Genomic DNA, 25573 nt, shown 5'->3' with positions numbered 1-25573 from the left:
TTCAATCGATCAGCGGGCGAAATCCGGCAGCGGGCTGGCGCCACGCAGTTCCGTCTCAGGTGTCCGCTGAAGGCGTTTCACCTCCAGCAATGCGGGGTTTTTCAACCAGAAAATCAGTGAGGTGCTGGCCAGCAACACCAGGATCATGCCCGGCAAACCGCCGAGGTTAGAGAGCATCTTCACCCCGTCCACGCCGACAAACGCGACCATCACCCACGACACCGTACCGATGATCAGGCCCCAGACAATCTTCAACAGCGGGTTGCCATCGAGGTCGGAATCGGCGGTCACGTCCTTGCTGCACAGGTTGGCGATCACGTCGGTGCTGGAGTCTGCCGCGGTGACAAAGGAGATGAACGCCACGAACAGCAGGAACGCGATCATCAGGCCGCTGGCCGGCAATTGCTGGAACATCTGGTACAGCACGTGCTCCACGCCCTGCTCGTTGAGCACACGGTTGAGGCTGCCGTCGCCCAGCGCATCGAAATACAGGCTGGTGCCGGAGAAAATGCAGATCCACACGGCCGTGAACAACGCCGGGTAGAGCATGTTGATGTGGATGAATTCGCGCACGGTATAGCCCCGGCCGATCTTGCCGAGGAACAGCGCACTCACCGGCGCCCAGGCAAACCACACCGACCAGTAGAACACCGTCCAACTGTGCGGCCAGGTGTCGCCACTGGCAGCGCCGGTGAACAGGCTGCGGCTGAAGAAGGTGTCGAGGTAGACGCCGAGGGATTCGACGCCGAGGCTGAACATGTACAAGGTCGGCCCGCACAACAGCACGAACAGCCCCAGGGCCAGCATGATCCAGGTATTGAACGAAGACAGCATCACAATGCCTTTTTGCAGGCCACTGGCGGCCGAGGCGACAAAGGTGATGACGATGATTGCAATGATGATGGCCAGGCGGAACGGCGTGGTTTCACCGCCGATGTACTGGGCCAGGCCACCGGCCAGGGTCAGCGCGCCGGTGCCCAGGGACGAGGCCATACCGGCGACCAGGGCGAACATCGCCAGGGTGTCGATCAGCCCGGCATAGCGCCGGACCCGTGCTTCGCCGAGCAACGGTTCAAGCATGGCGCCGATGGAAAAATTGCTGCGGCGGTTGTAGAACACCAGGGCAAACACCAGCGAGGGCACCAGGTAGATCGCGTAGGGGGTGATGGTCCAGTGCAGGAACATCGTCGACATGGCGAAGCTCTTCGCCGCTGCGCTGCCAGCCTCGATTGGCAAGCTGGTGGGCGGGCCGTACAGGTGGTAGAGCGGTTCGGCGGTGGTCCAGAACAGCACGCCTACCGCGAGGGTGGTGCACAGTGCCACCATGAACCAGCGCCATTTACTCAGCAGCGGTTGCGCGTCTTCACCGCCGATACGCACCTTGCCCAGCGCGGAGAAGTAGACGATGGCGGTCAGCACGACCATGGCAAACGAGCCGGCGCTGAACAGCCAGGAAAAGTTTTTCAGGATCAGGTTGTTGAGCTGTTTGCTGATCGCCAGGAACGCATTCAGGTCAACGTAGCTGGCGATCACCGCCGCCAGCAGGATCAGGAAAGTTGGCCAGAACACCAACGGACGCAGTGGATATTTCATCTAGAGCCATTCCCCTTGCAGACTATTTTTTGTGTTGGAGAGCGGGCACCGCAGCGTCCTGCTGCCGATGACTCGCCTGGAAGTCTTCGCGTGGCTATAGATAAACGTTTAAGCGGCAAGGGGTGCAATCGACCAATGTGCATGGGGGTATTCCCTCACGTCATGACGCACCAGCACAGTTCAGGGCGAAGAGGCAGTGCACAACGTCAAGGCAAGGGAGGTCAAATCGCGGACGAAAAAAAGCCCGCTCAATGAGCGGGCTTCCTGGGGTGACCTGGCGTTCAGCGTTCCAGGTGACCGAATATGGCGCAGCGGACGGGACTCGAACCCGCGACCCCCGGCGTGACAGGCCGGTATTCTAACCGACTGAACTACCGCTGCGCGTAACACTTGAAGCGAATGGTGGGTGATGACGGGATCGAACCGCCGACATTCTGCTTGTAAGGCAGACGCTCTCCCAGCTGAGCTAATCACCCTTCACTTTCGGTGTGGGCGGCATCATACACCAAAAATCCGCAATGTCTTGATTTAAATGCACTTTATTTGAAATATTTTCTCGCCAATGACAAAACCCAGCAAAAACGGGCTTCTGTGTCCTCAAACGCGAGTCTATTGCGTTTACCGGCGGCCAGACCGCACAATTAAAAACTATTCTCAATAACGCCTGAGCCACGCCTATGTCTGTGGGTGAACCGCCATTCCAACGGGAAATTACCCAGCTCTACAGCGAGCATCATGGCTGGCTGCTCACCAAGCTGCGACGCAAACTGGGCTACCGCCAGAATGCCGCCGACCTGGCGCAGGCAACTTCATGGTCAGCACCCGCTGGGATTTCTGATTACCCAATAAAAAACGCCGCCGATCATCGGAAATGATCGGCGGCGTTTTTTTCGGTTTTACAAACCCTGGACAGCAAAAAGCCCGCTCGATGAGCGGGCTTCCTGTGGTTACCTGGCGTTCAGTGTTCCAGGTTACCGAATATGGCGCAGCGGACGGGACTCGAACCCGCGACCCCCGGCGTGACAGGCCGGTATTCTAACCGACTGAACTACCGCTGCGCGTAACACATGAAGCGAATGGTGGGTGATGACGGGATCGAACCGCCGACATTCTGCTTGTAAGGCAGACGCTCTCCCAGCTGAGCTAATCACCCTTCGTTTCGGTGTGGCGCGCATTCTACGGAGCGACCTTAAGTCTGGCAAGCACTTTCTTAAATCTTTTTTTTGATAGCTTCCAATGGCTTAGGCAGGGTTGGCCTGGGACGTTATCAAGAGAATAATGCCCCCCTTTGTATAAAGGAGAGACTCACCCCATGTGGTTCAAGAACCTGCTTATCTATCGCCTGACCCAAGATCTGCCTGTTGATGCCGAGGCGTTGGAAGCGGCCATGGCCACCAAGCTGGCGCGCCCTTGTGCCAGCCAGGAGTTGACCACTTATGGTTTCGTCGCGCCGTTTGGTAAAGGTGAAGACGCTCCCCTGGTTCACGTCAGCGGTGACTTCCTGCTGATCGCCGCGCGCAAGGAAGAACGCATCCTGCCGGGCAGCGTGGTGCGTGACGCACTTAAAGAGAAAGTCGAAGAGATCGAGGCCGAGCAAATGCGCAAGGTCTACAAGAAGGAACGCGACCAGATCAAGGATGAAATCATCCAGGCGTTCCTGCCCCGCGCCTTTATCCGTCGTTCGTCGACCTTCGCCGCCATCGCGCCGAAACAGGGGCTGATCCTGGTCAACTCCGCCAGCCCGAAACGCGCCGAAGACCTGCTGTCCACCCTGCGCGAAGTGATCGGCACCCTGCCGGTGCGACCGCTCACGGTAAAAACCGCGCCAACCGCGATCATGACCGACTGGGTCACCACCCAGAAGCCGGCCGATGACTTCTTCGTCCTCGACGAATGCGAACTGCGCGACACCCACGAAGACGGCGGCATCGTGCGCTGCAAGCGCCAGGACCTGACCGGCGAAGAGATCCAGCTGCACCTGACCACCGGCAAAGTCGTGACCCAACTGTCCCTGGCCTGGCAGGACAAGTTGTCCTTCATGCTCGACGACAAGATGACGGTCAAGCGCCTGAAGTTCGAAGACCTGCTGCAAGACCAGGCGGAACAGGACGGCGGTGAAGAAGCCCTGGGCCAACTGGACGCGAGCTTCACCCTGATGATGCTGACGTTCGGCGATTTCATCCCGGCGCTGGTTGAAGCACTCGGTGGCGAAGAAACCCCGCAGGGCATCTAAGCCATGTGACATTCAAAATGTGGGAGGGGGCTTGCCCCCGATAGCGTTCTGTCAGTTAAAACACCTATGACTGACAGACTGCAATCGGGAGCAAGCCCCCTCCCACATTTGATTCAATCCAACAACAAAGGACACCCCCCATGCGCGCACTCGCCGCCTTGAGCCGCTTCGTCGGCAACACCTTCGCCTATTGGGTGTTGATTTTCGCCGTCGTCGCCTTCCTGGAACCGGGCTGGTTCATCGGCCTGAAAAGCGCCATCGTGCCCCTGCTGGGCCTGGTGATGTTCGGCATGGGGCTGACCCTCAAACTCGACGACTTCGCCGAGGTCGCCCGCCATCCCTGGCGCGTGGCCCTGGGCGTGGTCGCGCACTTTGTGATCATGCCGGGTGTGGCGTGGCTGCTGTGCCAGGCTTTCCACCTGCCGCCGGAAATTGCCGTCGGCGTGATCCTGGTTGGCTGCTGCCCGAGCGGCACGTCGTCCAACGTGATGACCTGGCTGGCCCGCGGTGACCTGGCGTTGTCGGTGGCCATCGCCGCCGTCACCACCCTCCTCGCCCCACTGCTCACCCCGGCGCTGATCTGGCTGCTGGCATCGGCCTGGCTGCCGGTGTCGTTCATGGAGTTGTTCTGGTCGATCCTGCAGGTGGTGCTGTTGCCGATCGTGCTCGGCGTACTGGCGCAACGTTTGCTCGGTGATCGGGTCCGCCATGCGGTGGATGTATTGCCACTGGTGTCGGTGGTGAGCATCGTGATTATCGTCGCGGCGGTGGTTGCCGCCAGTCAGGCGAAGATCGCCGAATCGGGCCTGTTGATCATGGCCGTGGTGATGCTGCACAACAGTTTCGGCTACCTGCTGGGCTACTTCACCGGCCGCGTGTTCAAGCTGCCTTTGGCACAGCGCAAGTCGCTGGCGTTGGAAGTGGGCATGCAGAACTCCGGGCTGGGTGCCGCGCTGGCCAGTGCGCACTTTTCACCGTTGGCGGCGGTGCCGAGCGCACTGTTCAGCGTCTGGCACAATATTTCCGGGGCATTGCTGTCGACCTACTTTCGCCGCATGAGCGAGAAGGAAGACCGTCGCGCCCTGGAGAACACGCCGCAAACTTGATCAGCCGGGTACTTTTCGGCACTCTACCGAGCTTCGCGGGGACGACCTCGCGACGCTTCAAGCGCCTAATCCGGGGACGACCCCACCTATCATTAGGAGGTCATCATGTCCTGGATCATTCTGTTTTTTGCCGGGTTATTCGAAGTCGGCTGGGCCGTCGGCCTGAAGTACACCGACGGTTTCAGCAAGCCGCTGCCCACCGCCTTGACGATTGCTGCCATGGCCATCAGCCTCGGTCTGCTGGGGCTGGCCATGAAGGAACTGCCGCTGGGCACCGCCTATGCGATCTGGACCGGCGTGGGGGCTGTGGGCACCGTGATTGCGGGGATTATCCTGTTTGGCGAGTCCATGGCGTTGTTCCGGCTGACGAGTGTGGCGTTGATCATCTGTGGGCTGATTGGCCTCAAGATCAGCACCTGAGCCACTACCGTCATCGGGAGCAAGCCCCCTCCCACCTTTGATTTGTGAACACAGTCAAAATGTGGGAGGGGGCTTGCCCCCGATAGGGCCGGTACAGCCAAACCCAAAACTACCTGACACTCCCCCGCAACCCAGCTACCACCTCCTGCAACCTCGCAGGCGTCGGCTCCTCCACCGGGCCACCCGCCACCAACACCACCCGCGACCAGATCCGATGAAAGAACCCCTTGTTCGGATCGCGGCTGAAGAAACTCCCCCACAACCCCTGCAACGCCATCGGAATCACCGGCACCGCCGTCTCTTCCAGAATGCGCGTCACGCCACCGCGGAATTCGTTCATCTCGCCATCGGCGGTCAACTTGCCTTCGGGGAAGATGCACACCAATTCCCCTTCCTTCAGGTACTGCGCAATGCGTGTGAAGGCCTTTTCATAGATCTGAATATCTTCGTGACGCCCCGCAATCGGAATCGCCCCGGCGGTACGGAAGATAAAGTTGAGCACCGGCAAGCGGTAGATCTTGTAGTACGTGACAAAGCGAATCGGCCGACGCACCGCGCCGCCGATCAACAGCGCATCGACAAACGACACATGGTTGCACACCAGCAACGCCGCGCCTTCATCCGGAATCGCCTCCAGGTTGCGGTGCTCCACACGGTACATGGAATGGCTGAGCAGCCAGATCATGAAACGCATGGTGAACTCGGGGACGATCTTGAAGATGTAGGCGTTGACCGCGACGTTGAGCAACGACACCACCAGGAACAGCTCGGGAATCGACAGCTTGGCCACGCTCAGCAGCAGGATCGATACGATCGCCGAGACCACCATGAACAGCGCATTGAGAATGTTGTTGGCCGCGATGACGCGCGCACGTTCGTTCTCGGCGGTGCGCGACTGGATCAACGCATACAGCGGCACGATATAGAAGCCGCCGAAGACACCCAGGCCAAGGATATCCAACAACACCCACCAGGCCTGGCCATAGCTGAGCACGGCGAGCCAGTCGTTGGCCTGCACGTTCTGTGGGAAGCCGCCGGAGTGCCACCACAGCAACAGGCCGAATACGGTCAGGCCGAATGAACCGAACGGCACCAGGCCGATTTCCACCTTGCGCCCGGACAGCTTTTCGCAAAGCATCGAGCCCAGTGCGATGCCGACCGAGAACACGGTGAGGATCAACGTCACCACGGTCTCGTCGCCGTACAACCATTCCTTGGCGTAGGCCGGGATCTGCGTGAGGTAGATCGCACCGACAAACCAGAACCACGAGTTACCGACAATGGAACGCGACACGGCCGGCGTCTGCCCCAGGCCCAGGCGCAGGGTGGCCCAGGACTCGCTGAAGATATTCCAGTTCAGGCGCAGCCCCGGGGTCGACGCCGCCGCCCGCGGAATACTGCGACTGGCCAGGTAACCCAACACCGCCACGCCAACAATCGCCACTGCCACCACCGGCGCGTAATGGGCGGACGACATCATGATCCCGGCGCCAATGGTGCCGGCCAGGATCGCCAGGAACGTGCCCATTTCCACCAGGCCGTTGCCGCCCACCAGCTCATCTTCATGCAGGGCCTGGGGCATGATCGAATACTTCACCGGCCCGAACAGCGCCGAGTGGGTGCCCATGGCAAACAGTGCCAGCAGCATCAATTCCAGATGGTTGGTCAGGAAGCCGGTGGCACCCACCGCCATGATCACGATCTCGCCGATCTTGATCGCGCGGATCAACGCGTCCTTGTTGAATTTCTCGCCAAACTGCCCGGCCAGCGCCGAGAACAGAAAGAATGGCAGGATAAACAGCAAGGCACAGAGGTTGACCCAGATGGAACGGTCGCCGTCGATGGTGAGCTTGTAGAGAATGGCGAGGATCAGCGATTGCTTGAAGATGTTGTCGTTGAACGCGCCCAGCAACTGGGTGATGAAAAACGGCAGGAAACGCCGTGTGCGCAGCAAGGTGAATTGCGAGGGGTGGCTCATCGTCCGTGTTCCTGCGTGGCCTAATAGTTATCAGGCCACGACTTTACCTAACTCCGCTTACTTATTCCCTAGTCCCGCAATGCATGGCGAAACAAAAAGCTCACCTTTATAGGCGCCCTGCACCGTGCGCCTGGCAACGATCAGCCACATCAGCGCCAACGCCACCACCAACACACTGCCGAAGACGCTGAAGAAACCCAGGTGCAACAGGCTCGCCAACTTCAACGTGGCCAGCGCATACACCCCCAACGGAAAGGTGAAGCCCCACCAGCCCAGGTTGAACGGGATGCCTGCGCGCAAGTAGCGCAAGGTGATCAACACGGCGATCAGCATCCACCACAGGCCGAAGCCCCACAGCGTGATACCGGCCACCAGCCCCAGGCCGTTGGCCATGTCACCCACGCCCGGCAAGCCATTGGCCGCGAAGATCGCCGGCGCATCGCCGCCCAGCAGCAACATGCCCAGTGCACCGGTGCCGATAGGCCCCAGGGCCAGCCAGCTCGACGCGGCCATATTGGCGTGGGGCAGTTTGTGCAACGCCATGCGCAGCATCAGGATGGTCAGGATGCTGAACGCCACCGGCAGCGAAAACGCCCACAGCACGTAGCTGGTCACCAGCATCACCAGTTGCGAATGCGCGTCTGCCAGGTGCGGTGCCAGCAGGCCACCGCTGGCGGCGGCGACTTCGGCGGCGACCACGGGCAACAGCCACACGGCGGTCATCTGGTCGATGCTGTGTTCCTGGCGGGTGAACATCATGAACGGGATGAGCACACCACAGGCCAGGGCCATGGCCACGTCCAGCCACCACAAGGCCTCGGCCAGCGGTATCACATCGCTGCCCCAACGCGGCAACCCGAACAGCAGCAAGCCATTGAGAATCGTCGCAAGGCCCATGGGGATGGTGCCGAAGAACATCGACACCGTGGAGTGCCCGAAGATCCGCCGCGCCTCGTGGAAGAACATCACCCAACGGGCCGCATACAGCACGCTGAACAACACAAACAGGCCGATGGTAAAAAACCACAGCGCTTCGGCGATCGCGTGCAAACCTGGCAGGTTGACCGGCAGTTGCGCCAGGGCCAGCGCCAGCACGCCGGTGCCCATGGTCGCGGCAAACCAGTTGGGGGTGAACTGGCGAATCACTTCCCGTGGACGGGCCAGGTGACTGAAGGGTTTGTAGCTGAGGGTATTCGAGCAGGGCATGATGACGCTCCTCTTTCTCGTATGAGGTTGAGGCCATCATAGAACCTGATCGAATATCTATATAACGGGCAATATCTCTAACTGTTATCTGTTTTGCCGATATAGCGTCAAACGCTGCCTTCGCATTCGATCACCAGAATGCGCGCCGGGCCTTGGGGATGGGCCACGTGCTCGGTACCGACACTGGCGTAGAAGATGTCGCCGACCTCCAGCTCCGCCACCTGTTCGAAGCCATTGTCGCGGTAGTGCATCTGCACGCGACCATCCAGCACCACAAACACCTCTTCACCGTCATTGATGTGCCAGCGGTACGGCTGGTCGGTCCAGTGCAGGCGCGTGGTGATGCCATTCATGTTGGCAATATCCAGCGCCTCCCAAGCGCGACTGCCGGTGAAGTCCTTGCTGCGGATGATCTTCATACTTGAATCTCGATCAGGCGAATACGGGCACCGATTATTACCCATCAGCCGCCGGTCGTCGCCCTCACCCGCGCCGAATCCTGCAGCAGCAACGCAACCAACGCACCGAGGGCCAGCAGGATGAGGACTGCGCCGTAGCCGTCGGTGGTGGCGATCAGGCCAAAGCTGCGAATCAGGTTGCCCGCCAACAACGAAGGCAAGCAGAACGCCAGGTAGCTCAGCACATAGAACGCCGACATCAGCCCGGCACGTTCATGGGGCAAGGCCAGTGGCACCACACTGCGCAAGGCGCCGAGAAAGCCCGCACCAAAGCCGCTGCCGGCGATAAGGGTGGCGATGAAGAACAGTGGCAGGCTGGCGCTGTGCACGGCGGTGAGGATCAGCGTCACGCCGATGGCGAGCAAGCCGGCGCCCAGACGCAGCACCTTGTCGGCCGCACGATTGCGCAGGGTAAAGATCATCAGCGCGCCGCTCAGGGTCAGCACGGCCACCAGGCCGCCACCGATCAGGTTGGAGGTGGAGCCGGTGGCCGCACGCACCAACGATGGCGCAAGGGATAAATAGAACCCGCCCATTGCCCAGACGGCGATATCCACCGGCAACGACAGCCACAACGCCCGGCGCGCCTGGGGCGGTACGTGCAACGTCGGGCGCAGCGACGCCAGTGCGCCGGGGATGCGGCTCACTGTCTCCGGCAAACGCCATACGTAGAGGGCCTGCAACAGCATCAAGGCCAGCAGCGTCCAGTAGATCAACTGGGTCGGCAATGGCGCGAACTCCACCAGCAGACTGCTGCCCATCGCCCCGCAGGCCATGCCCAAAAGCGGTGCCACGCTGTTGACCAGTGGGCCTTGCTGGCGGTCGGTGTCGAGCAATGCCGCACCCAGCACGGCAGTGGCCATGCCGGTGGCAAACCCTTGCAGGGTACGGGCGGCAATCAACCAGGCCACGCTGCCTTCATTGATAAACAGCAACATCGCCAACATATTCAGAAGCAGCGCAGCAAAAATCACCGGCTTGCGCCCCAGGTGGTCCGACAATGAGCCGACGGTCAACAGCGCCGCCAGCAGGCTCAAGGCATAGACCCCGAAGATCATCGTGAGCATGCCTGCCGAAAAATGCAGGCCCTCCTGATACAGGTGGTACAACGGCGTTGGCGCACTGGAGGCCGCGAGAAACGTCAGCAAAGTGACCGCAAGGAACACCAGGCTGGAACGATGGGAAACAGGACTGGACATACGCACGCTCCGCTAAAGCTAATATTTTGCTTTTGCAGAGTGTGCTACCGGCCAGCGCTTAAAGCAAATTCTTTGTGTTAAGGTCACCAGCATGGCGATTAAAGAAGGCCTTCGCCCGGGGGGCCGCAGTGCCCGGGTCCAAGAATCAGTGCACAACGCTGTGCGCGAACTGCTGGAAGCCCATGAGCGCTCCAGCGTTACCGTGCCGATGATTGCGGCGCGTGCGGGCGTCACGCCCTCCACCATTTACCGGCGCTGGGGCGATCTGTCCGTGCTATTGGCGGACGTGGCGCTGGCGCGCATGCGCCCCGACAGCGAGCCGGCCAACACCGGCAGCCTGCGCGGCGACCTGCAGGCCTGGGCCGAGCAATACCTGGATGAAATGAGTTCGGAACCGGGCCGCAACATGATGCGCGACCTGCAGTGCATGATCACGCCGGGGTATTGCGTGAGCATTCTGAGCGGGCAGTTTCAGGCGATTGTCGATCGCTATCCGGACGAGATGCCACCGAGCGTGGACCATCTGATCAACCTGATCGCAGCGCCGACGGTGTTTCGCATTTTGTTCTCGACCGCGCCGCTGACGGTTGACGAGCTGCACGGGCTGATCGAACTGGCACTCAATTCCTGACGTTACGCCAATACAAATGTGGGAGGGGGCTTGCCCCCGATAGCGTTCTCTCAGTCAACCATGCACTGACTGATCCACTGCTATCGGGGGCAAGCCCCCTCCCACATTTTTGCCCGCGTTTACGTACGCATCCCGCGACCGCTCACCAGCAGCTTCGCACAACCGATGTACAGCACTACAGTCGCCACCAACATGAACGTGATCGCCACGCTGATCTTGATATCCGACACACCCAAAATGCCGTAGCGGAAGGCGTTAACCATGTGCAGCACCGGGTTGGCCAGCGACACGGTCTGCCAGAACGGCGGCAGCAAGGTGATGGAGTAGAACACCCCGCCCAGGTAGGTCAGCGGCGTGAGCACGAAGGTCGGGATGATCGAAATATCATCGAAGTTGCGTGCAAACACCGCGTTGATAAAGCCCAGCAGCGAGAAGATCGTCGCCGTCAGTACCACCACCAAAATGGTGACCCCAAGGTGATGCACCTGCAGGTGGGTGAAGAACAGCGACAGCAGCGTCACGATCACGCCCACCATCAGACCACGCAGTACACCGCCCAGGGTGTAGCCGATCAGGATGGTATGGGGCGACACCGGCGACACCATCAGTTCCTCGATGGAACGCTGGAACTTGCTGCCGAAAAAACTCGAGACCACGTTGCCGTAGGAGTTGGTGATCACCGACATCATGATCAGGCCCGGCACGATGTACTCCATGTAAGTGAAACCACCCATGTCGCCGATCTGCCGGCCGATCAGGTTACCGAAGATCACGAAGTACAGAACCATGGTGATCGCCGGCGGCAGCAGGGTCTGCGGCCAGATCCGGGTAAAGCGCTTCACTTCGCGGTAGACGATGGTTTGCAGCGCGACGAGGTTGGGTTGCAGTTCGGAACTCATACCGCCACCTTCGACAGATTTTTCTCCACCAGGGACACGAACAGCTCCTCAAGGCGATTGGTTTTATTGCGCAGGCTCAGCACTTCAATGTTCTGAGTCGCCAACTGGGTGAACAGCGCGGTGATGCCCATGGCCTTGTCCACCTGCACTTCCAGGGTATGGCTGTCCACCAGGCGGCTCGGGTAGCCGAGCAACTGCGGCGGCGCCGACAGGTTGTTCTTCAAGTCCAGCAGGAAGGTTTCCACATGCAACTGGCCCAGCAGGTTACGCATGCTGGTGTTCTCGACGATGGTGCCGTGGTCGATGATGCCGATGTTGCGGCACAGCTGCTCAGCCTCTTCCAGGTAGTGGGTGGTGAGGATGATGGTGATGCCCTTCTCGTTCAGCTCGGTGAGGAAGGTCCACATCGAGCGGCGCAGCTCGATGTCCACGCCCGCGGTGGGCTCATCGAGGATCAGCAGGCGTGGTTCATGCACCAGCGCGCGGGCGATCATCAGGCGACGCTTCATGCCACCAGAGAGTGAACGCGAAGGCACATCGCGCTTGTCCCACAGGCCCAGCTGGGTCAGGTACTGCTCGGCACGTTCCTTGGCGATTTTCGCCGGGATGCCGTAGTAGCCCGCCTGGGTCACCACGATGTCGAAGGTCTTTTCGAACTGGTTGAAGTTGAATTCCTGAGGCACCACGCCGATGGAACGCTTGAGCGCCGCCGGGGATTTGTCCAGGTCATGGCCGAAGATATTCACCGAGCCGCTGGTCTTGTTGACCAGGGTGGAGAGGATACCGATGGTGGTGGATTTGCCGGCACCGTTGGGGCCGAGCAAGGCGAAGAAGTCACCTTCGGCAACGTCCAGATCGATACCACTCAGGGCCTGGAAACCGTTGCCGTAGGTTTTGGTTAGCTGCCGGATGGACAGAGCGGAACTCATATCGGAATACGCACCAAAGAAGGGAATAGAAAGAGTAGATGAGGGCGCAGCCCAGGTAGTTCAACGGCGGCGCATGACAAGCATGGTGCTTGCCCGCGCCGCACAAGTACAGTCACCCGTATTAATAGTGGGTATTAAGTCAACGCGGTCATGACCGCTTTGCGGTAGGCCGGGCGTTGTTGCAGGCGCTGGTACCAGGCCTCCAGATGGGGCATTGCAGGCCGTTCGATGGGCATTTCAAACCAGGCGTAGATAAAGCTGCCCAAGGGGATATCGCCCATGCCGATCTCGCTGCCCGACAGATACGGCTGCGTGGCCAGGGCTTCATCAACGGTTTTGAGCACATCGATGCAGGCCTGGCGACCGGCGTGGATGTTGTCCCAGTTCTGTTTTTCCGCCGGGGTGCGCAACACGCCCCAGAACACGATCTTGAACGGTTCGGCGAAGGTGGAGGTGGTCCAGTCCATCCACTTTTCCGCGTTGGCGCGGGCCTTCAGGTCGCTGGGGTACCAGCTGGAGGCCTGCTTGGCGCAGAGATAGCGCACGATGGTGTTGGACTCCCACAGCACAAAGTCACCATCTTCGATCATCGGCACCCGACCATTGGGATTCAGCGCCCGGTACTGGGGCGTGTCGACCACGCCAAAAGCCCCGCCCGCATCAATTGCTTCATAGTCCAGGCCGAGTTCCTCGGCGCACCACAGTGCCTTCCTGACGTTTGATGAATTTTTACGACCCCAGATCTTCAGCATGACCGCGCCTTTATTGTTGATGAACATGGCTTGATGAAGGCAGCAGCATACGCCGGTTCACGCGCGGCTCAAATCGCTCTGCATATCACCCAGCAGGGGCGGCATTTCCTCGGCAAACAGGTGGGGGTAACACTGCTGGATATGCGCGAAGAAAAACGCCTCGGGCACGTCGGGAAATTGCCCATGGTCGACCACATACTCCATTGAGCGCAGGCCCTGGCGGTTGAACGCATGAAAGACGCTGTCATGAATGCCATCGAAGTCCAGCGGCGGCACATCGAAGAGATCGCACAGCTGCTGGTTGAATGCGGGCGTGGCCTTGACCCAGCGATGGTTCAGGTAAAGCTCGGTGTAACCGTGCATGGCGAACACATCGCTCTTGAGCAAGGCGATCAGGCGCGGCGTCGACAAATGATTGCGTACATCCGCCAGGCCGATGCGCGCCGGGATGCCGCAGTGCCGGGCGCAGGCTGCGAGCAAGGTGGCCTTGGGCACGCAATAGCTTTCGCCGGTGCTCAACGCGAAGCTGGCACTCAAGGTGTCGGGATCACGGCTGAAGGTGTAGGGGTTGTAGCGAATCGCCTCACGCACGGCGTAGTAAAGGCTGACTGCCTGGTCACTTGGAGCCGCGTGGGTTCCGCGGTGTTTTTCGGCGAACTCCACCACCGCGGGGTGGTCACTATCGATGAAGCGGCTGGGACTCAGGTACGTATCCATGAGCTTTATCTCCGAAGGAAGCCTGGAGTTTAACGACAGGTCTGCCACGGCGATAACGACGAATCGGCCAAATCTCGTTACACCCTGATCACCCCGCTTGTTCGGATGCCGACTAAGCTCCCTGGTGGTTTCGCCCCTGGTTTCACGGAGGATTGAATATGCTGTTGTTGTGGATACTGGTGCTGGTGGTCGGCATTGCCTACCTCGCACACCGCCGCGTCGCCCCCCTGCCCGCCCTGGGCGTGGTCGCCGTCTACCTGCTGGCGATGGGCGCCTGGAGCCACGCACCGGGTTGGCTGCTGCTGATCTTCTGGGTGTTGATCGCCGTGGTGGCCGCGCCCCTGCTGTTGCCTGACCTGCGCCGCCAATACTTCACCAAGCCACTGTTCAATTGGTTCCAGAAAGTCCTGCCGCCGATGTCCGAGACCGAGCGCGATGCCATCGACGCCGGCACCGTGTGGTGGGACGGTGAGCTGTTCAGCGGTCGCCCTGACTGGGACAAGTTGCTGGCCTATCCCAAGGCCCAACTGACCGAAGAAGAACAAGCCTTCATCGACGGCCCCACCGAAGAGCTCTGCGCCATGGTCAGCGACTGGGAAATCGGCCAGGCCATGGACCTGCCGCCCGCCGCCTGGGAACACATCAAGACCCATGGTTTCTTCGCCCTGATCATTCCCAAAGAATATGGCGGCAAGGGCTTCTCCGCCTATGCCCACTCCCAGGTCGCGATGAAGCTCGCCACCCGCAGTGGCGACCTGGCCTCCACCGTGATGGTGCCCAACTCCCTCGGCCCGGCCGAGCTGCTGCTGCACTACGGCACCGAAGAACAACGCAACTACTACCTGCCGCGCCTGGCGCGTGGCGATGACATCCCGTGCTTCGCGTTGACTGGCCCGCTGGCCGGCTCCGATGCTGGCGCGATGCCCGACACCGGCGTGATCTGCAAAGGTGAATGGGAAGGCAAGGAAACCCTCGGCCTGCGCCTGAACTGGGAAAAACGCTACATCACCCTCGGCCCGGTCGCGACCCTTCTCGGGCTGGCCTTCAAAGCCCATGACCCGGACCACCTGTTGGGTGACGAAGAAGACCTGGGCATCAGTTTGGCGCTGATCCCCACCGATACCCCCGGTGTAGAAATCGGCCGCCGCCACCTGCCCCTGGGCGCCGCGTTCATGAACGGTCCCAACTCCGGCAAGGACGTGTTCATACCCCTGGAATTCCTGATCGGCGGCCAGGAGATGCTCGGCAAGGGCTGGATGATGCTGATGAACTGCCTCTCCGTGGGCCGTTCGATTTCCCTGCCGGCGGTCGGCACCGGCGCGGCCAAGTTCACCAGCCTGGTCACCGGCCAGTACGCTCAGGTGCGTGAGCAATTCAACGTGCCACTGTCGGCCTTCGAAGGCATCCAGGAGGCCCTCGCCCGCATCGGCGGCAACGCCTGGCTGATGGACAGCGCGCGCATGCTTACCGCGAATGCCGTGGACCTGGGGGAAAAACCCTCGGTGCTGTCGGCGATCCTCAAGTACCACCTCACCGAGCGCGGCCGCGAGTGCATCAGCCACGCCATGGACGTGCACGGCGGCAAGGGCATCATCATGGGCCCGAACAACTACCTGGGCCGCAACTGGCAAGGCGCGCCGATCTTCATCACCGTGGAAGGCGCGAATATCCTGTCGCGCAACCTGATGATCTTCGGCCAGGGCGCGATCCGCTGCCACCCGTTCGTGCTCAAGGAAATGGCCCTGGCCGGTCGCGAAGACCATGACCAGGCGTTAAAGGAATTCGACAGCCTGCTGATGCAACACATCGGTTTTGCCGTGAGCAACGCCGCCAGCACCCTGGTGCTCAACCTCGGCGTCGGCCATTTCGAAAAAGCGCCAGGCAACCGTTTGAGCCAGGGTTACTTCCGCGCACTCAACCGCCAGGCGGCCGCGTTCGCGCTGTTGGCCGACCTGAGCATGATGCTGCTGGGTGGCGAGTTGAAACGTCGTGAACGCCTGTCGGCACGCCTGGGTGATGTACTGAGCCATATGTACCTGGCATCGGCCGCACTCAAGCGTTACCACGACCTGGATTCGCCGGACCACCTCGAACCGCTGTTCGCCTGGGCCATGGAAGAAAGCCTGGGCGAATCGGAGCGCGCACTGGATGAGCTGCTGAGCAACTTCCCGAACAAGGTGCTGGGTTGCCTGCTGCGGGTGATCGTGTTCCCGTTCGGGCGTCGCCATACCGGCCCGTCCGATGCGCTGGACGCCGAAGTCGCCGCCGTGATCGGCCGCGCCAAAGGCGACCCGACCCTGGAAGAATTGCTGGCCGGCTGCTACCGCCCGCAATCGGCGGAAGACCCGGTGGGTGCCCTGCAACATGCCTACGACCTGCTGGGCGCCAGCCATCCGCTGCAAAAGAAACTGCACACCGCGCTCAAGAGTGGCCAGGTCAAACCTGCTGCCGGCGAGCATGCCATTGATGCGGCACTGCACGCCGGCGTGCTGCAACCGGCTGAAGCGCAGACCCTGCGTGACGCCGAAGCGGCGCGGCGCAAGGTGATCGACGTGGATGACTTCAGCAAGGAAGAGCTGACCCAGGCTGAGGGTAAAGTCCGCTGAGGCGAGCGGTCATATAAATGCGGGCAAAGTGCCCTGCCTCACAAATACTGATCCATTTTGACGGCGTCTGTTGTCGCCACGCTGCGTTGCCGCTCCTCCCCATAGCCGAGCTATGAGTCGTCGCGGCGCCTTGCCTGACAACAACAGCCACTCGTCAAAATGAATCGTATTTGTGAGGCAGGGCACCGAGCTATATACTCTCGCGCCCGTTTTTGCTTTAGAGGACTTATCTCGTGTCCAACGTCGTTGCCGATCATCTCGTCTTGCTCGACCACTTGCGCAGCATCCTGGTTGCCGTCGGCGAAGCCGAACAGGTGCCCGAGGAAAGCCACTCCCTGTTCCTGGAGCGTTTCGACGAACTGCGCGCCCTGCTGCCGATCGACCCGATCGAAAGCCAGTACCTGGGCCAGGACCTGATGAGCCAGGTCATCCTGCGCTACCCACAGATCGCCCACCTGGTGCCACGCGACCTGCTGTGGTTCTTTGGCGGTGACTGCCTGCACTTCATGCCCGATGAAGAACTGGACCTGTACCAGGCCCTGGAAGAGCGCCGTTTTGAAGCCGAACAGAATGACGAACCGTTCGACTGGAACCAGGAAAAACAGCTGCTGGCCATGCCCGACGACCAGAGCAAGCACTGATCAGCGATCCGGAATGGGCCGTCGCAATGTCGGCTCCTTCGCCATGCACGCCACTAGATAATCAATAAACACCCGCAACTTCGGCGGCAGATAGCGCGTGGGCGAATGCAGCAACCACGCCTCGCCATGATAGGACGCGATAAAGTCCCACGCCGGCAACACCTGCACCAACCGCCCCTCCTCCAGCGCATGGCGCGCCGTAAAGTACGGCAGGCTGCCAATCCCCACATCCTGCAACACTGCATCCAGCCGCACGCCGGTGTGGTTCGCTGCATACCGGCCGCGCACCGCCACTGTCACCGCCTTACCCGCCTGGCGGAATTTCCAGCGCGAGTCCCCTGGCGTTTCCCCCAGGTAGATACAACTGTGTTCCAACAGATCATGGGGATGGCCCGGCACTCCATGCTCGGCCAGGTACTGCGGGGTCGCGCACAACAAATGCTCGATAGGCAATAACTGCCGGCCGACCAGCCCCGGCGGCGGGCTGTCGGTGATGCGGATGCTCAAGTCGACGTTGTCATCGATCAGGTCCACCTGCCGATCCTCCAGGATCAACTGCACATCCACCTTGGGATAACGCCGAAGGAACTCCGGCATATGCGGGTGCACCACAAACCGCCCCACGGCCTTGGGCACGCTGACCCGCACCAGCCCTTCGGCTTCGTGGGTGAACTGTCCGCTGATCTCCATGACCGAACGTGCCGCGTTGACCATCTCCTGGCAGCGCTTGAACACCTCTTCACCACCTTCGCTCAGGCGTAATTTGCGCGTGGTGCGTTGCAACAAGCGCGTGGCCAGGGCCTTTTCCAGACGCGAGATGCTGCGGCTCACCGAGGACGGTGAAGCGCCCAGTTGCCGGGCGGCTTGGGAGAAGCTGCCGGTTTCCACCACTTTGACGAAAATCGCCATCTCGCCCAGCAGCGGCAACGGTAGATTGATGCTCATGGTGCACAGGTCCATTGATAACTGAGCGGATTATCACCCATCCGCGCACTATTTATACTGCCCGCAGAACCCTGATGCGGATGTAGATCATGACCGAACGCCTGTTTTTCACCCACGACCACCTGACTGCCGAACTGGAGGTGCTGAGTTGCACGCCCCATGAGGACCAGTTCGCGGTCATCCTGCAGTCGACGATTTTTCATCCACAGGGCGGCGGGCAACCCTTCGATACCGGCTGGCTCGGCGAAAGCACTGTGCTGCGCGTTATCCAAGAGGCCGATCGCATGGTGCACTACGTCGACCGCCCGCTGGAGCCGGGTCCCGTCATCGCGCGGGTCGATGAACAGCGCCGGGCGTTGCATACCCGGCTGCATTCCGCCGGGCACTTGATCGGCAACGTGGGCGAGAGCCTGGGCTGGATGCCGATCAAGGCTCATCACTGGCCGGGCGAAGGCAAGATCACCTTTATCCGTGGTGAAGCGGCGCGAGCCATGGAAGCCGAGACGATCCAGCAACAGGTCAACCAATGGATCGCCGCAGACTACCCTCGCCATATGAACCTGGAAGACGGCACCCGCCAGGTCGGCTTTGGCGAATTGCCTGCGTATGCCTGTGGGGGCACTCATGTGCAGACCTTGGGTGAACTGGGCCAGGTCACCATCCTGGCGTTGTCGGAGAAAAAGGGCGCGTTGTCGGTACGCTACGAAATCGCTTGAACCAGCCGCATTTACCCTTGTGGCGAGCGGGCTTGCCACAACAAGCCCGCTCACCACAGAAAGCCGGCTAGCCAGCACAAACGCTTCCCTACACCGCTATCGCCCCCGCCCGCCCCGACTCCACCACAAACGACTTCAGCGTCGACACGGTGGCCGCCGGATCACGCGGGTCGGTAATCACGCGCAAGTGCGTGAGCATCCTGCCCTCCTCCACCTCCACCGACACATACCCTCGCTGACGACTGTCAAAGAATTTCACATGGGGGTTAAGCGGCAGGATCTTGCTGAACGCCTCAAACGGCGGCCCGTCAGACGTCACCGACGTACCGACGAACTCCGTGGCGACCACCGGCGAATCCGGGTTGTTGCCATCGGCATGCAAGTCCGTCACCCAGAACGAATGAATATCGCCGCCCCAGAACACTGGATTGTTGACCCGATTGCGCTCGAGGGAAGCCAGCATCCGTGAACGGTTGGCCATGTAGCCATCCCAACCATCGGTCCAGCGCCCCGGTTTGTGGTTGGTCAGATCGCGCTGGGTCAACGGCGCCACCAGCAAGTCCTGGGCAATGATGTTCCACTGCGCCGTCGACTGGGCAAAGCCCTGGTCCAGCCAGGCTTCTTGTTGCCACCCGAGCAGGGTGCGACCTGGGTCGCGCAAGTCATGACAGAGGTTATCGGCGATATGCCCCTGGTGACTGCCATTCGCCAGAATGCACGGTTGTTCGGAGCGGTACTGTCGGCCGTCCAGCACATGGAAACGCGCCAATCGACCGTAGTCCATGCGTCGATAAATGCGCATGTCCGGCCCTTTCGGCAAGCTGCTGGCACGCAGTGGCATGTGCTCGTGAAACGCCTGGTAGGCCGCGGCCCGCTGCTGCAGAAATTGCCCCACCGGGATCTTCGGGTCCTGGGACCAGCGGTTGGCGTAGTCGTTCTGCACTTCGTGATCGTCCCAGGTCGCCACGCTCGGTGCGGCAGCGTGCAGGGCCTGTAGATCCGGATCGGTTTTGTACAAGGCATAACGGTTGCGGTAGTCGCTCAGGCTGACGGCATTGCCGCTGCCATGGGGGCGAATGATCTTGCCGGAATCCGCCGCGTAGGAACTGTCGTAGATGTAGTCCCCGAGAAAAAACACCATGTCGGGTTGCTCCTGCGCCAGGTGGCGATACGCACTGAAATAGCCACGTTCCCAATGGGAGCACGAGACAAACCCCAAGCGTGCCGACACCATGGCATGCACCGCCGGAGCCGTGCGCGACTGCCCCACCGGGCTTTGCGCGCCGAGCCCTTCGAACTGGTACCAGTACGGCCTGCCCGGCTCCAGGCCCGCCACCTCCACATGCACCGAATGCCCCCAGCGCTCAGTGGCGATGACCTCGCCCTGGCGCACCACGCGGGTCATCGCCGCATCGCGGGCGACTCGCCAGCGCACCGGCACCGGGCGGCTCAAGCCACCCCGGCCATCGGCGGCATTGAACAGCGGCGCCAGGCGCGTCCAGATCACAAACCCGTCGGGCAATGGATCGCCGGAGGCCACGCCCAAGGTGAACGGGTAGTCCACCCCGGCACTGCGCGCAAACGGGCTGAGGATCGAAAAGGTGGTGGCAACGGCCAGCCCGGCGAGGACCCGGCGCCGACCGTGATCAACGTCGCCGCTCACAGCCGAAACTCCCAATCCTCACGCAGGGTGGCGAACACCAGCATGTCTTCATGCACCCCATTCTTGAGAAACGCCCCACGCATGCAGCCTTCGTACTGCAGGCCGATTTTCTCCATGACCCGCGCCGACTCCTTGTTGCGACTGAAACACTGGCTGCCCACACGGTGCAGGCCAAGTTCGCCAAAGCCGTAGTCCATCAACGCGGTCGCGGCCTCGGTCGCATACCCCAGGTTGCGTGCATCCGCCGCCGTCCAGCCGCCAAGGTGTCCATAGTGATGAGCCGCATTGATGCGCAGGCTGGCGATGCCGATCAGTTCGCCGCTGTCGCGCACATGCACGCCCAGGCTCAGCAACCCCACAGAGCGAAATTTCTCCTGCATGCCGTCGATAAAATCCTGCGCCGTTTGCAGGGTATAGGGCGACGGAATACTCGCCGTGTTATCGGCGATCTTCGGCCCGTTGGCGAGGGTGCACAACGTCTCGGCCTGGTGCTTTTCCAGTGCTCTCAATAGAAGCCGCGGGGTGGAAAGACATGGCAATTCGCTACTCATCTCTGGGGGCCCTCGATGTAAAGTTTTTGAGAATGCCCCTGCCGGGTTTCAATTCTGTTACGTCACAAAAATGACTCAAGAGTCATCTGAAAGACGCGTCCTAGAGCCCTAAAACCGTCAATTAAAGTTAACCAATCGGTCATTTTTGGTTGTTAGCGTGTCGCCCCTAATTCAATAACGGGGTAGCGGAATGAGAACCTGGGACGAACCGAAAAAACGCAAGGCGCACATCGAACTGATCCCCATGATCGACGTGATGATGTTCCTCCTGGTGTTTTTCGTACTCGTGAGCCTGAACGTGATTCCGGCCCTCGGCATGAAGACCCAGCTGCCGAGCGCCAGCAGTTCGCAGCAGCTCAAGCCACAGAACAAATTCATCCTGACCCTGGGCCTGGAAGGCCAGTTGCAGCTGGATGGCAAGGACCTCACGGTCGATGCGCTGGTGCCGGCGTTGAAGGCAGCCGAAAAGCCTGACACCAAGTCGACCATCATCGTTAACAGCGACAAAGGCGTCGAGGTTTCGCGCCTGGTGGAGGTGATGGACACCCTGCGTCTGGGTGGCTTTACCTCCGTGTCCATTGCCACGCGTAAGTCCTGATCATGTACGTATTGTTTCGTGCGCGTCAGCTGCTGGGCAGTGTCCCGGCCCTGATCGCCCTGGTGCTGATTGCACTGGGTATCCAGTCCCAGACCTTGAAGGTCGAACCGGTGTATGACGAGTCCGCCGTCGAGCTGGCGTTGGTCGAGCCGGAGCCGGAGGTGATCCCGGAACCGGTGGTGGAACAAGAGCCGCCACCGCCGGTGATCGAGGATGAAGAGGCCGAGCCAGCCCCGCCGCCGCCACCGCCCAAGCCGCAGCCAAAACCCAAGCCTGAGCCCAAGCCAAAACCTGTGCCCAAGCCCGTGGTGGCCAAGCCAACGCCAGTACCGACACCACCTCCGGTCGCCGCCAAACCGGCACCGGCACCTGTGGCCCAGGCAGCACCGACACCCGCGCCGCCCGCCCCGCCCAAGGTCGACGGCCAAGCGCTGGAAGGCGGTTACCTCAAGGGGTTGCGCAACGAGTTGGACACCTACAAGCAGTACCCCACCGGACGCCAGGCTTCCCTCGAACGCCCGAGCGGCGAAGTGGTGATCTGGCTGCTGGTCGACCGCCAGGGTCGGGTCCTCGACTCCGGCTTGCAAACCCAGGCCTCGAGCATGTTGCTCAACCGGGCCGCCACCAACAGCTTGCGTCGCATCAAGCAAGTCAAGCCGTTCCCCGAGCAAGCCTTCGGGGGCCGCAATGAGCAGCGCTTCACCGCCACCTTCAACTACAGCGTGCAATAAGCACCCGACACCAGGACGACAGAGATGAGGTTCACACGGATTCATCTGGCACTTGTTGCCGCAAGCATGGGCCATGGAATGGTCATGGCCGACACCCGCGACAGTGACGTCGGGACTATTGGGGTTCAGGGCAAGGCCACGGCAGGTGGCGGCTACATGGTGCAGGAAGAAAGCATCAAGGGCCGCTCCACCGTGACCAAGGAAGCGCTGGATAAACAGACCGCCACCGGCAACGCGGTGGACAAGCTCAAGTACACCCCGGGCTTGAACATTTCCAGCGAAGACAACACCGGCCTGTCGGGCTTTCGCTTCACCATGCGCGGCCTCAACTCCGACCAGGTGGGGATGTCGGTGGACGGCATGCCGATCAACGATTCCGGCAACTACGCGCTGTACTCCAACCTGCTGGGCGACCCGGAAAACATCGACCAGATCTTCGTCACCCAGGGTTCCTCGGAAGCCGACGGCCCGCACATCGGCTCCAGCGGCGGCAACATCGGCATCGTGACCATCCGACCGACCAAGGAAACCGGTGCGTTCGTCAAACAGGTCATGGGCAGCAACGCCACCCGCAAGACCTTCGCCCGCCTCAACACCGGCGAGATCAACGGCCTGAGCAACTGGCTTTCGGCCTCCCACACCGAAGGCCAGATGTGGCGCGGTTCGGGCGCCGTGCGTGCGGACAAAGTCGAGTGGAACAGCTTCTTCGATGCCGGCGATGGCAACACCGCCAACCTGATCCTCAAGTACCATGAGCAGGACAACAACAGTTACAGCCAACTGACCAAGGCGCAGTTCCAGCAGAACGGCCGCAAGTACGACCCTTACCCCGCCACGCCCACCGTGGGTAGCAACGGCAAGTACAACAGTTATTACGCCCTGGCGCAGAACCCGTTCCAGACGTTCACCGCCGTGCTCAACACCCAGTTCAAACTGGCCGACAACCTCGCGCTGTCGGTGATCCCGTACTACTACTGGGGTAACGGCAGCGGCGTCGGCTCGTCCAGCTATGCCCTCAACCGCGGCTCGAACCAGGGCGGCGTGTTCGACCTGGGCAACCTGCCCACCGGCGCCCAATACAACGCCGACGGCACCCCGAACAGCGGCGTGTACTACCGCCCTTCACGTACCCAGACCTGGCGTCCGGGCATCACCACCAAACTGAACTGGGACCTGGGCGATCACAGCGTGCAAGTGGGCTACTGGTACGAGCGCGCGCGCCAGAGCCAGACCCAGCCGTTCATTCCGCTCAAGGCCAATGGCAAGCCGGTCGATACCTGGCCGGACTCCAATGAGGCGGTGGTGGATGCCAATGGCAACACCATCCAGGGCCGCGACCGCTTCACCATCACCCCGGCGCAGAAGGTCTGGGCCCAGGACACTTGGTACATCAACTCGGACTGGACCCTGATCGGCGGCCTGGCCTATATGAACGTCAAGCGTGACGGCACCAACCATGGCAGCCTCACCGAGCAAGCAGAAAAACGTAACCAGACCTACAACAAACTGCTGCCCAACGCCGGCCTCAAATACCAGGTGGATGAACGCGACCAGGTGTTCTACAGCCTGTCGCGCAACATGCGCATCCCGCAGAACTACGTGCTGTACGACAAGGGCGCAGGCTCCATCGACGCCAAGCCGGAAACCAGTTGGAACCACGAACTGGGCTGGCGCTACACCGATGAAGACATGACCGTGGCCGCCACCTTGTTCTACATGCAGTTCAAGGATCGCCAGGTGTCGTCGCGCGATATCAACGGCGACTTCGCCGATATCAACGCCGGCTCCGTCAACAACAGCGGCCTGGAACTGGAGTGGAGCGGCCTGCTGCCCAATCACTTCAACTACTACACCTCCTACACCTACACCAAGGCCGAGCAGCAAGACGACCTGACCGTGTACAACGCCGGCAAAGCGATCGTATTGCCCACCAGCGGCAAGCAGTTCGCCAACGTGCCGAAAAACATGCTGGCCGCCAACATCGGCTACGACGACGGCCGCTTCTACGGCACTTTCGGCGGCAAGTACACCAGCAAGCTCTACGGCGACCTGACCAACGACGAAGCGATCTCCGGGCGCACCGTATTCAACGCCGGCGCCGGTATCTACCTGCCAGTGGACAAGAAAGTGGTCAAGGACGCGACCCTGCGCCTGAACGTCGACAACCTGTTCGACAAGAAGTACTTGGACGGTGTGTACACCACCAAGACCAACGCGGCCACCTACGGCGGTTTCCGCGACGGCGACCCGGCCTACATCGTGGGCCTGGAACGCACCGTGACGGTTTCCCTGGAAGCCAATTTCTAATTGCGAGGTAAGTGAACATGGACATGAACCTGCTCCACGACATCACCTTCTATGTGATGTATGCCGCGATGGCCATCGCGATCTTCATCACCATCGAGCGCGGGATTTACTTCGCGTATGTACGCCGCCAGGCCCGCGCGCTGACCGAGGTGCTCGGCGCCAACGTGCACAGCGAACGCGACCTGCCGGAGAGCCTGACCCGGCGTGACAGCCTGCCGCTGAGCATGGTCTTGCCGGTGCTGGCACAGAAAGCCTCGCAAGGCTCGCGCAAGGATCTGGATGACGTCATCGAAACCCAGTACCTGACCACCCGCGCGCCGCTGGCCCGCAGCCTGTGGATCATCGAAACCATCACCACCGCCGCGCCGCTGCTGGGCTTGCTGGGCACCATCCTCGGCATCATCGACACCTTCAAGGCGCTGGCGACGGCGGGCGTGTCCGACCCAGGGCAGATCTCCGGCGGCATCGGCACGGCCCTGTTCGCCACCGGCCTGGGGATCGCCATCGCGCTGTTCTGCGTGGTGTTCCACAACTTCTTCCAGGACAGCCTGGAGCGCATCAACGACCAGCTGAAGATCCTGCTGATCCGCGCCGCCACCGGTGCCCGTGTGCAGAGTGAAGTGCCGCATCGGGTACCGACGCCGCTGCACAGCCGCACCGCATAAACCTGTGGTGAGCGGGCTTGCCCCGCGTT

At 61.1% G+C, this 25573-nt stretch carries 23 protein-coding genes, 4 tRNA genes and 1 pseudogene; 12 read left to right on the top strand and 16 right to left on the bottom strand.

Annotated elements, in window-relative coordinates:
- Window positions 1–9: 9 nt before the first annotated feature.
- The 3 genes from M2497_RS10710 to M2497_RS10700 all read right to left on the bottom strand — a co-directional run bounded on the left by M2497_RS10710 (window position 10) and on the right by M2497_RS10700 (window position 2069).
- Window positions 10–1593 carry a BCCT family transporter gene (locus tag M2497_RS10710; protein ID WP_248487338.1) on the bottom strand — a complete coding sequence of 528 codons (1584 nt, stop codon included), beginning with the start codon at window positions 1591–1593 and terminating at the stop codon, window positions 10–12.
- Window positions 1594–1897: 304 nt separating this feature from the next.
- Window positions 1898–1974: transfer RNA gene (locus tag M2497_RS10705), tRNA-Asp, on the bottom strand.
- Window positions 1975–1993: 19 nt separating this feature from the next.
- Window positions 1994–2069, bottom strand: a tRNA-Val gene (locus M2497_RS10700).
- Window positions 2070–2270: 201 nt separating this feature from the next.
- Between M2497_RS10700 and M2497_RS10695 the strand changes: the two are divergent.
- Window positions 2271–2402: pseudogene (locus tag M2497_RS10695) on the top strand (RNA polymerase subunit sigma); the annotation flags it as partial.
- A gap of 172 nt (window positions 2403–2574) precedes the next feature.
- Here M2497_RS10695 and M2497_RS10690 read toward each other — a convergent pair.
- Window positions 2575–2651: transfer RNA gene (locus M2497_RS10690), tRNA-Asp, on the bottom strand.
- 19 nt (window positions 2652–2670) lie between these two features.
- A tRNA-Val gene (locus tag M2497_RS10685) sits at window positions 2671–2746 on the bottom strand.
- Window positions 2747–2905: 159 nt separating this feature from the next.
- Between M2497_RS10685 and rdgC the strand changes: the two genes are divergently transcribed.
- The 3 genes from rdgC to sugE all read left to right on the top strand — a co-directional run bounded on the left by rdgC (window position 2906) and on the right by sugE (window position 5352).
- On the top strand, window positions 2906–3826 hold the full coding sequence (gene rdgC, locus M2497_RS10680; protein ID WP_034103031.1) for a recombination-associated protein RdgC: 921 nt from the start codon (window positions 2906–2908) through the stop codon (window positions 3824–3826).
- 140 nt (window positions 3827–3966) lie between these two features.
- The gene (locus M2497_RS10675) at window positions 3967–4932 is read left to right on the top strand and encodes a bile acid:sodium symporter family protein (RefSeq protein ID WP_248487337.1); all 966 of its coding nucleotides are present in this window, start codon (window positions 3967–3969) and stop codon (window positions 4930–4932) included.
- Window positions 4933–5037: 105 nt separating this feature from the next.
- On the top strand, window positions 5038–5352 hold the full coding sequence (sugE, locus tag M2497_RS10670; protein WP_248487336.1) for a quaternary ammonium compound efflux SMR transporter SugE: 315 nt from the start codon (window positions 5038–5040) through the stop codon (window positions 5350–5352).
- A 109-nt stretch (window positions 5353–5461) separates the two neighbouring features.
- Here the strand turns inward: sugE and M2497_RS10665 are convergent, their stop codons facing one another.
- The 4 genes from M2497_RS10665 to M2497_RS10650 form a co-directional block, all read right to left on the bottom strand.
- Window positions 5462–7330 (bottom strand): MFS transporter, encoded by a 1869-nt coding sequence (locus tag M2497_RS10665; protein WP_248487335.1) that lies wholly within the window; start codon window positions 7328–7330, stop codon window positions 5462–5464.
- Between the two features lie 57 nt (window positions 7331–7387).
- Window positions 7388–8536, bottom strand: coding sequence for a TDT family transporter (locus M2497_RS10660; protein ID WP_071496180.1), 1149 nt, complete (start codon window positions 8534–8536; stop codon window positions 7388–7390).
- Between the two features lie 107 nt (window positions 8537–8643).
- Window positions 8644–8955: a cupin domain-containing protein gene (locus M2497_RS10655; protein ID WP_058427201.1), complete on the bottom strand. Its 312-nt coding sequence runs from the start codon at window positions 8953–8955 to the stop codon at window positions 8644–8646.
- A gap of 44 nt (window positions 8956–8999) precedes the next feature.
- Window positions 9000–10193: an MFS transporter gene (locus M2497_RS10650; protein WP_248487334.1), complete on the bottom strand. Its 1194-nt coding sequence runs from the start codon at window positions 10191–10193 to the stop codon at window positions 9000–9002.
- A 91-nt stretch (window positions 10194–10284) separates the two neighbouring features.
- On the opposite strand from M2497_RS10650, the gene M2497_RS10645 reads away from it, so the two are divergent.
- The gene (locus M2497_RS10645; protein WP_248487332.1) at window positions 10285–10824 is read left to right on the top strand and encodes a TetR/AcrR family transcriptional regulator; all 540 of its coding nucleotides are present in this window, start codon (window positions 10285–10287) and stop codon (window positions 10822–10824) included.
- 119 nt (window positions 10825–10943) lie between these two features.
- On the opposite strand, the gene M2497_RS10640 is transcribed toward M2497_RS10645, so the two are convergent.
- From M2497_RS10640 to M2497_RS10625, 4 genes are all read right to left on the bottom strand, one after another.
- Window positions 10944–11723 (bottom strand): ABC transporter permease, encoded by a 780-nt coding sequence (locus M2497_RS10640; protein ID WP_012723134.1) that lies wholly within the window; start codon window positions 11721–11723, stop codon window positions 10944–10946.
- Window positions 11720–12652 carry an ABC transporter ATP-binding protein gene (locus M2497_RS10635; RefSeq protein ID WP_248487330.1) on the bottom strand — a complete coding sequence of 311 codons (933 nt, stop codon included), beginning with the start codon at window positions 12650–12652 and terminating at the stop codon, window positions 11720–11722. The genes M2497_RS10640 and M2497_RS10635 overlap by 4 nt, the downstream gene beginning before the upstream one ends.
- Window positions 12653–12786: 134 nt before the next feature.
- Window positions 12787–13404 (bottom strand): glutathione S-transferase, encoded by a 618-nt coding sequence (locus M2497_RS10630; protein ID WP_248487328.1) that lies wholly within the window; start codon window positions 13402–13404, stop codon window positions 12787–12789.
- A 57-nt stretch (window positions 13405–13461) separates the two neighbouring features.
- A complete protein-coding gene (locus M2497_RS10625; protein WP_093514444.1) occupies window positions 13462–14121 on the bottom strand; it encodes a transglutaminase family protein in 660 nt (219 codons plus the stop codon).
- A gap of 158 nt (window positions 14122–14279) precedes the next feature.
- Between M2497_RS10625 and M2497_RS10620 the strand changes: the two genes are divergently transcribed.
- Both M2497_RS10620 and M2497_RS10615 read left to right on the top strand, forming a co-directional pair.
- A complete protein-coding gene (locus M2497_RS10620; protein ID WP_248487326.1) occupies window positions 14280–16727 on the top strand; it encodes an acyl-CoA dehydrogenase in 2448 nt (815 codons plus the stop codon).
- 233 nt (window positions 16728–16960) lie between these two features.
- The gene (locus M2497_RS10615; RefSeq protein ID WP_010211653.1) at window positions 16961–17368 is read left to right on the top strand and encodes a PA2817 family protein; all 408 of its coding nucleotides are present in this window, start codon (window positions 16961–16963) and stop codon (window positions 17366–17368) included.
- Here M2497_RS10615 and M2497_RS10610 read toward each other — a convergent pair whose 3' ends face one another.
- Window positions 17369–18313, bottom strand: coding sequence for a LysR family transcriptional regulator (locus tag M2497_RS10610; RefSeq protein ID WP_248487324.1), 945 nt, complete (start codon window positions 18311–18313; stop codon window positions 17369–17371).
- 89 nt (window positions 18314–18402) lie between these two features.
- On the opposite strand from M2497_RS10610, the gene M2497_RS10605 reads away from it, so the two are divergent.
- Entirely contained in the window at window positions 18403–19029 is a 627-nt protein-coding gene (locus M2497_RS10605; protein WP_248487322.1) for an alanyl-tRNA editing protein, read from the top strand.
- Window positions 19030–19117: 88 nt separating this feature from the next.
- Here the strand turns inward: M2497_RS10605 and M2497_RS10600 are convergent, their stop codons facing one another.
- Entirely contained in the window at window positions 19118–20692 is a 1575-nt protein-coding gene (locus M2497_RS10600) for an alkaline phosphatase D family protein (RefSeq protein WP_248487320.1), read from the bottom strand.
- Complete coding sequence (locus tag M2497_RS10595) at window positions 20689–21243, bottom strand: GNAT family protein (protein WP_248487318.1); 555 nt, start codon at window positions 21241–21243, stop codon at window positions 20689–20691. The genes M2497_RS10600 and M2497_RS10595 overlap by 4 nt, the downstream gene beginning before the upstream one ends.
- A gap of 190 nt (window positions 21244–21433) precedes the next feature.
- Between M2497_RS10595 and M2497_RS10590 the strand changes: the two genes are divergently transcribed.
- The 4 genes from M2497_RS10590 to M2497_RS10575 are packed head-to-tail and all read left to right on the top strand — an operon-like array spanning window position 21434 to window position 25544.
- Window positions 21434–21841 carry a biopolymer transporter ExbD gene (locus tag M2497_RS10590; RefSeq protein ID WP_005786670.1) on the top strand — a complete coding sequence of 136 codons (408 nt, stop codon included), beginning with the start codon at window positions 21434–21436 and terminating at the stop codon, window positions 21839–21841.
- A 2-nt stretch (window positions 21842–21843) separates the two neighbouring features.
- Window positions 21844–22572 carry an energy transducer TonB gene (locus tag M2497_RS10585; RefSeq protein WP_248487317.1) on the top strand — a complete coding sequence of 243 codons (729 nt, stop codon included), beginning with the start codon at window positions 21844–21846 and terminating at the stop codon, window positions 22570–22572.
- Between the two features lie 24 nt (window positions 22573–22596).
- The gene (locus M2497_RS10580; protein ID WP_248487316.1) at window positions 22597–24879 is read left to right on the top strand and encodes a TonB-dependent receptor; all 2283 of its coding nucleotides are present in this window, start codon (window positions 22597–22599) and stop codon (window positions 24877–24879) included.
- Between the two features lie 17 nt (window positions 24880–24896).
- Complete coding sequence (locus M2497_RS10575) at window positions 24897–25544, top strand: MotA/TolQ/ExbB proton channel family protein (RefSeq protein WP_248487315.1); 648 nt, start codon at window positions 24897–24899, stop codon at window positions 25542–25544.
- The last annotated feature ends 29 nt before the right edge of the window (window positions 25545–25573 follow it).

Origin of the sequence: Pseudomonas sp. CYM-20-01 (assembly GCF_023169845.1) — a bacterium.
Classification (GTDB): Bacteria; Pseudomonadota; Gammaproteobacteria; order Pseudomonadales; family Pseudomonadaceae; genus Aquipseudomonas; species Aquipseudomonas azotoformans.
Note: the sequence above shows the minus strand (reverse complement) of the source record. Positions and strands in the feature narration are given on the sequence as shown.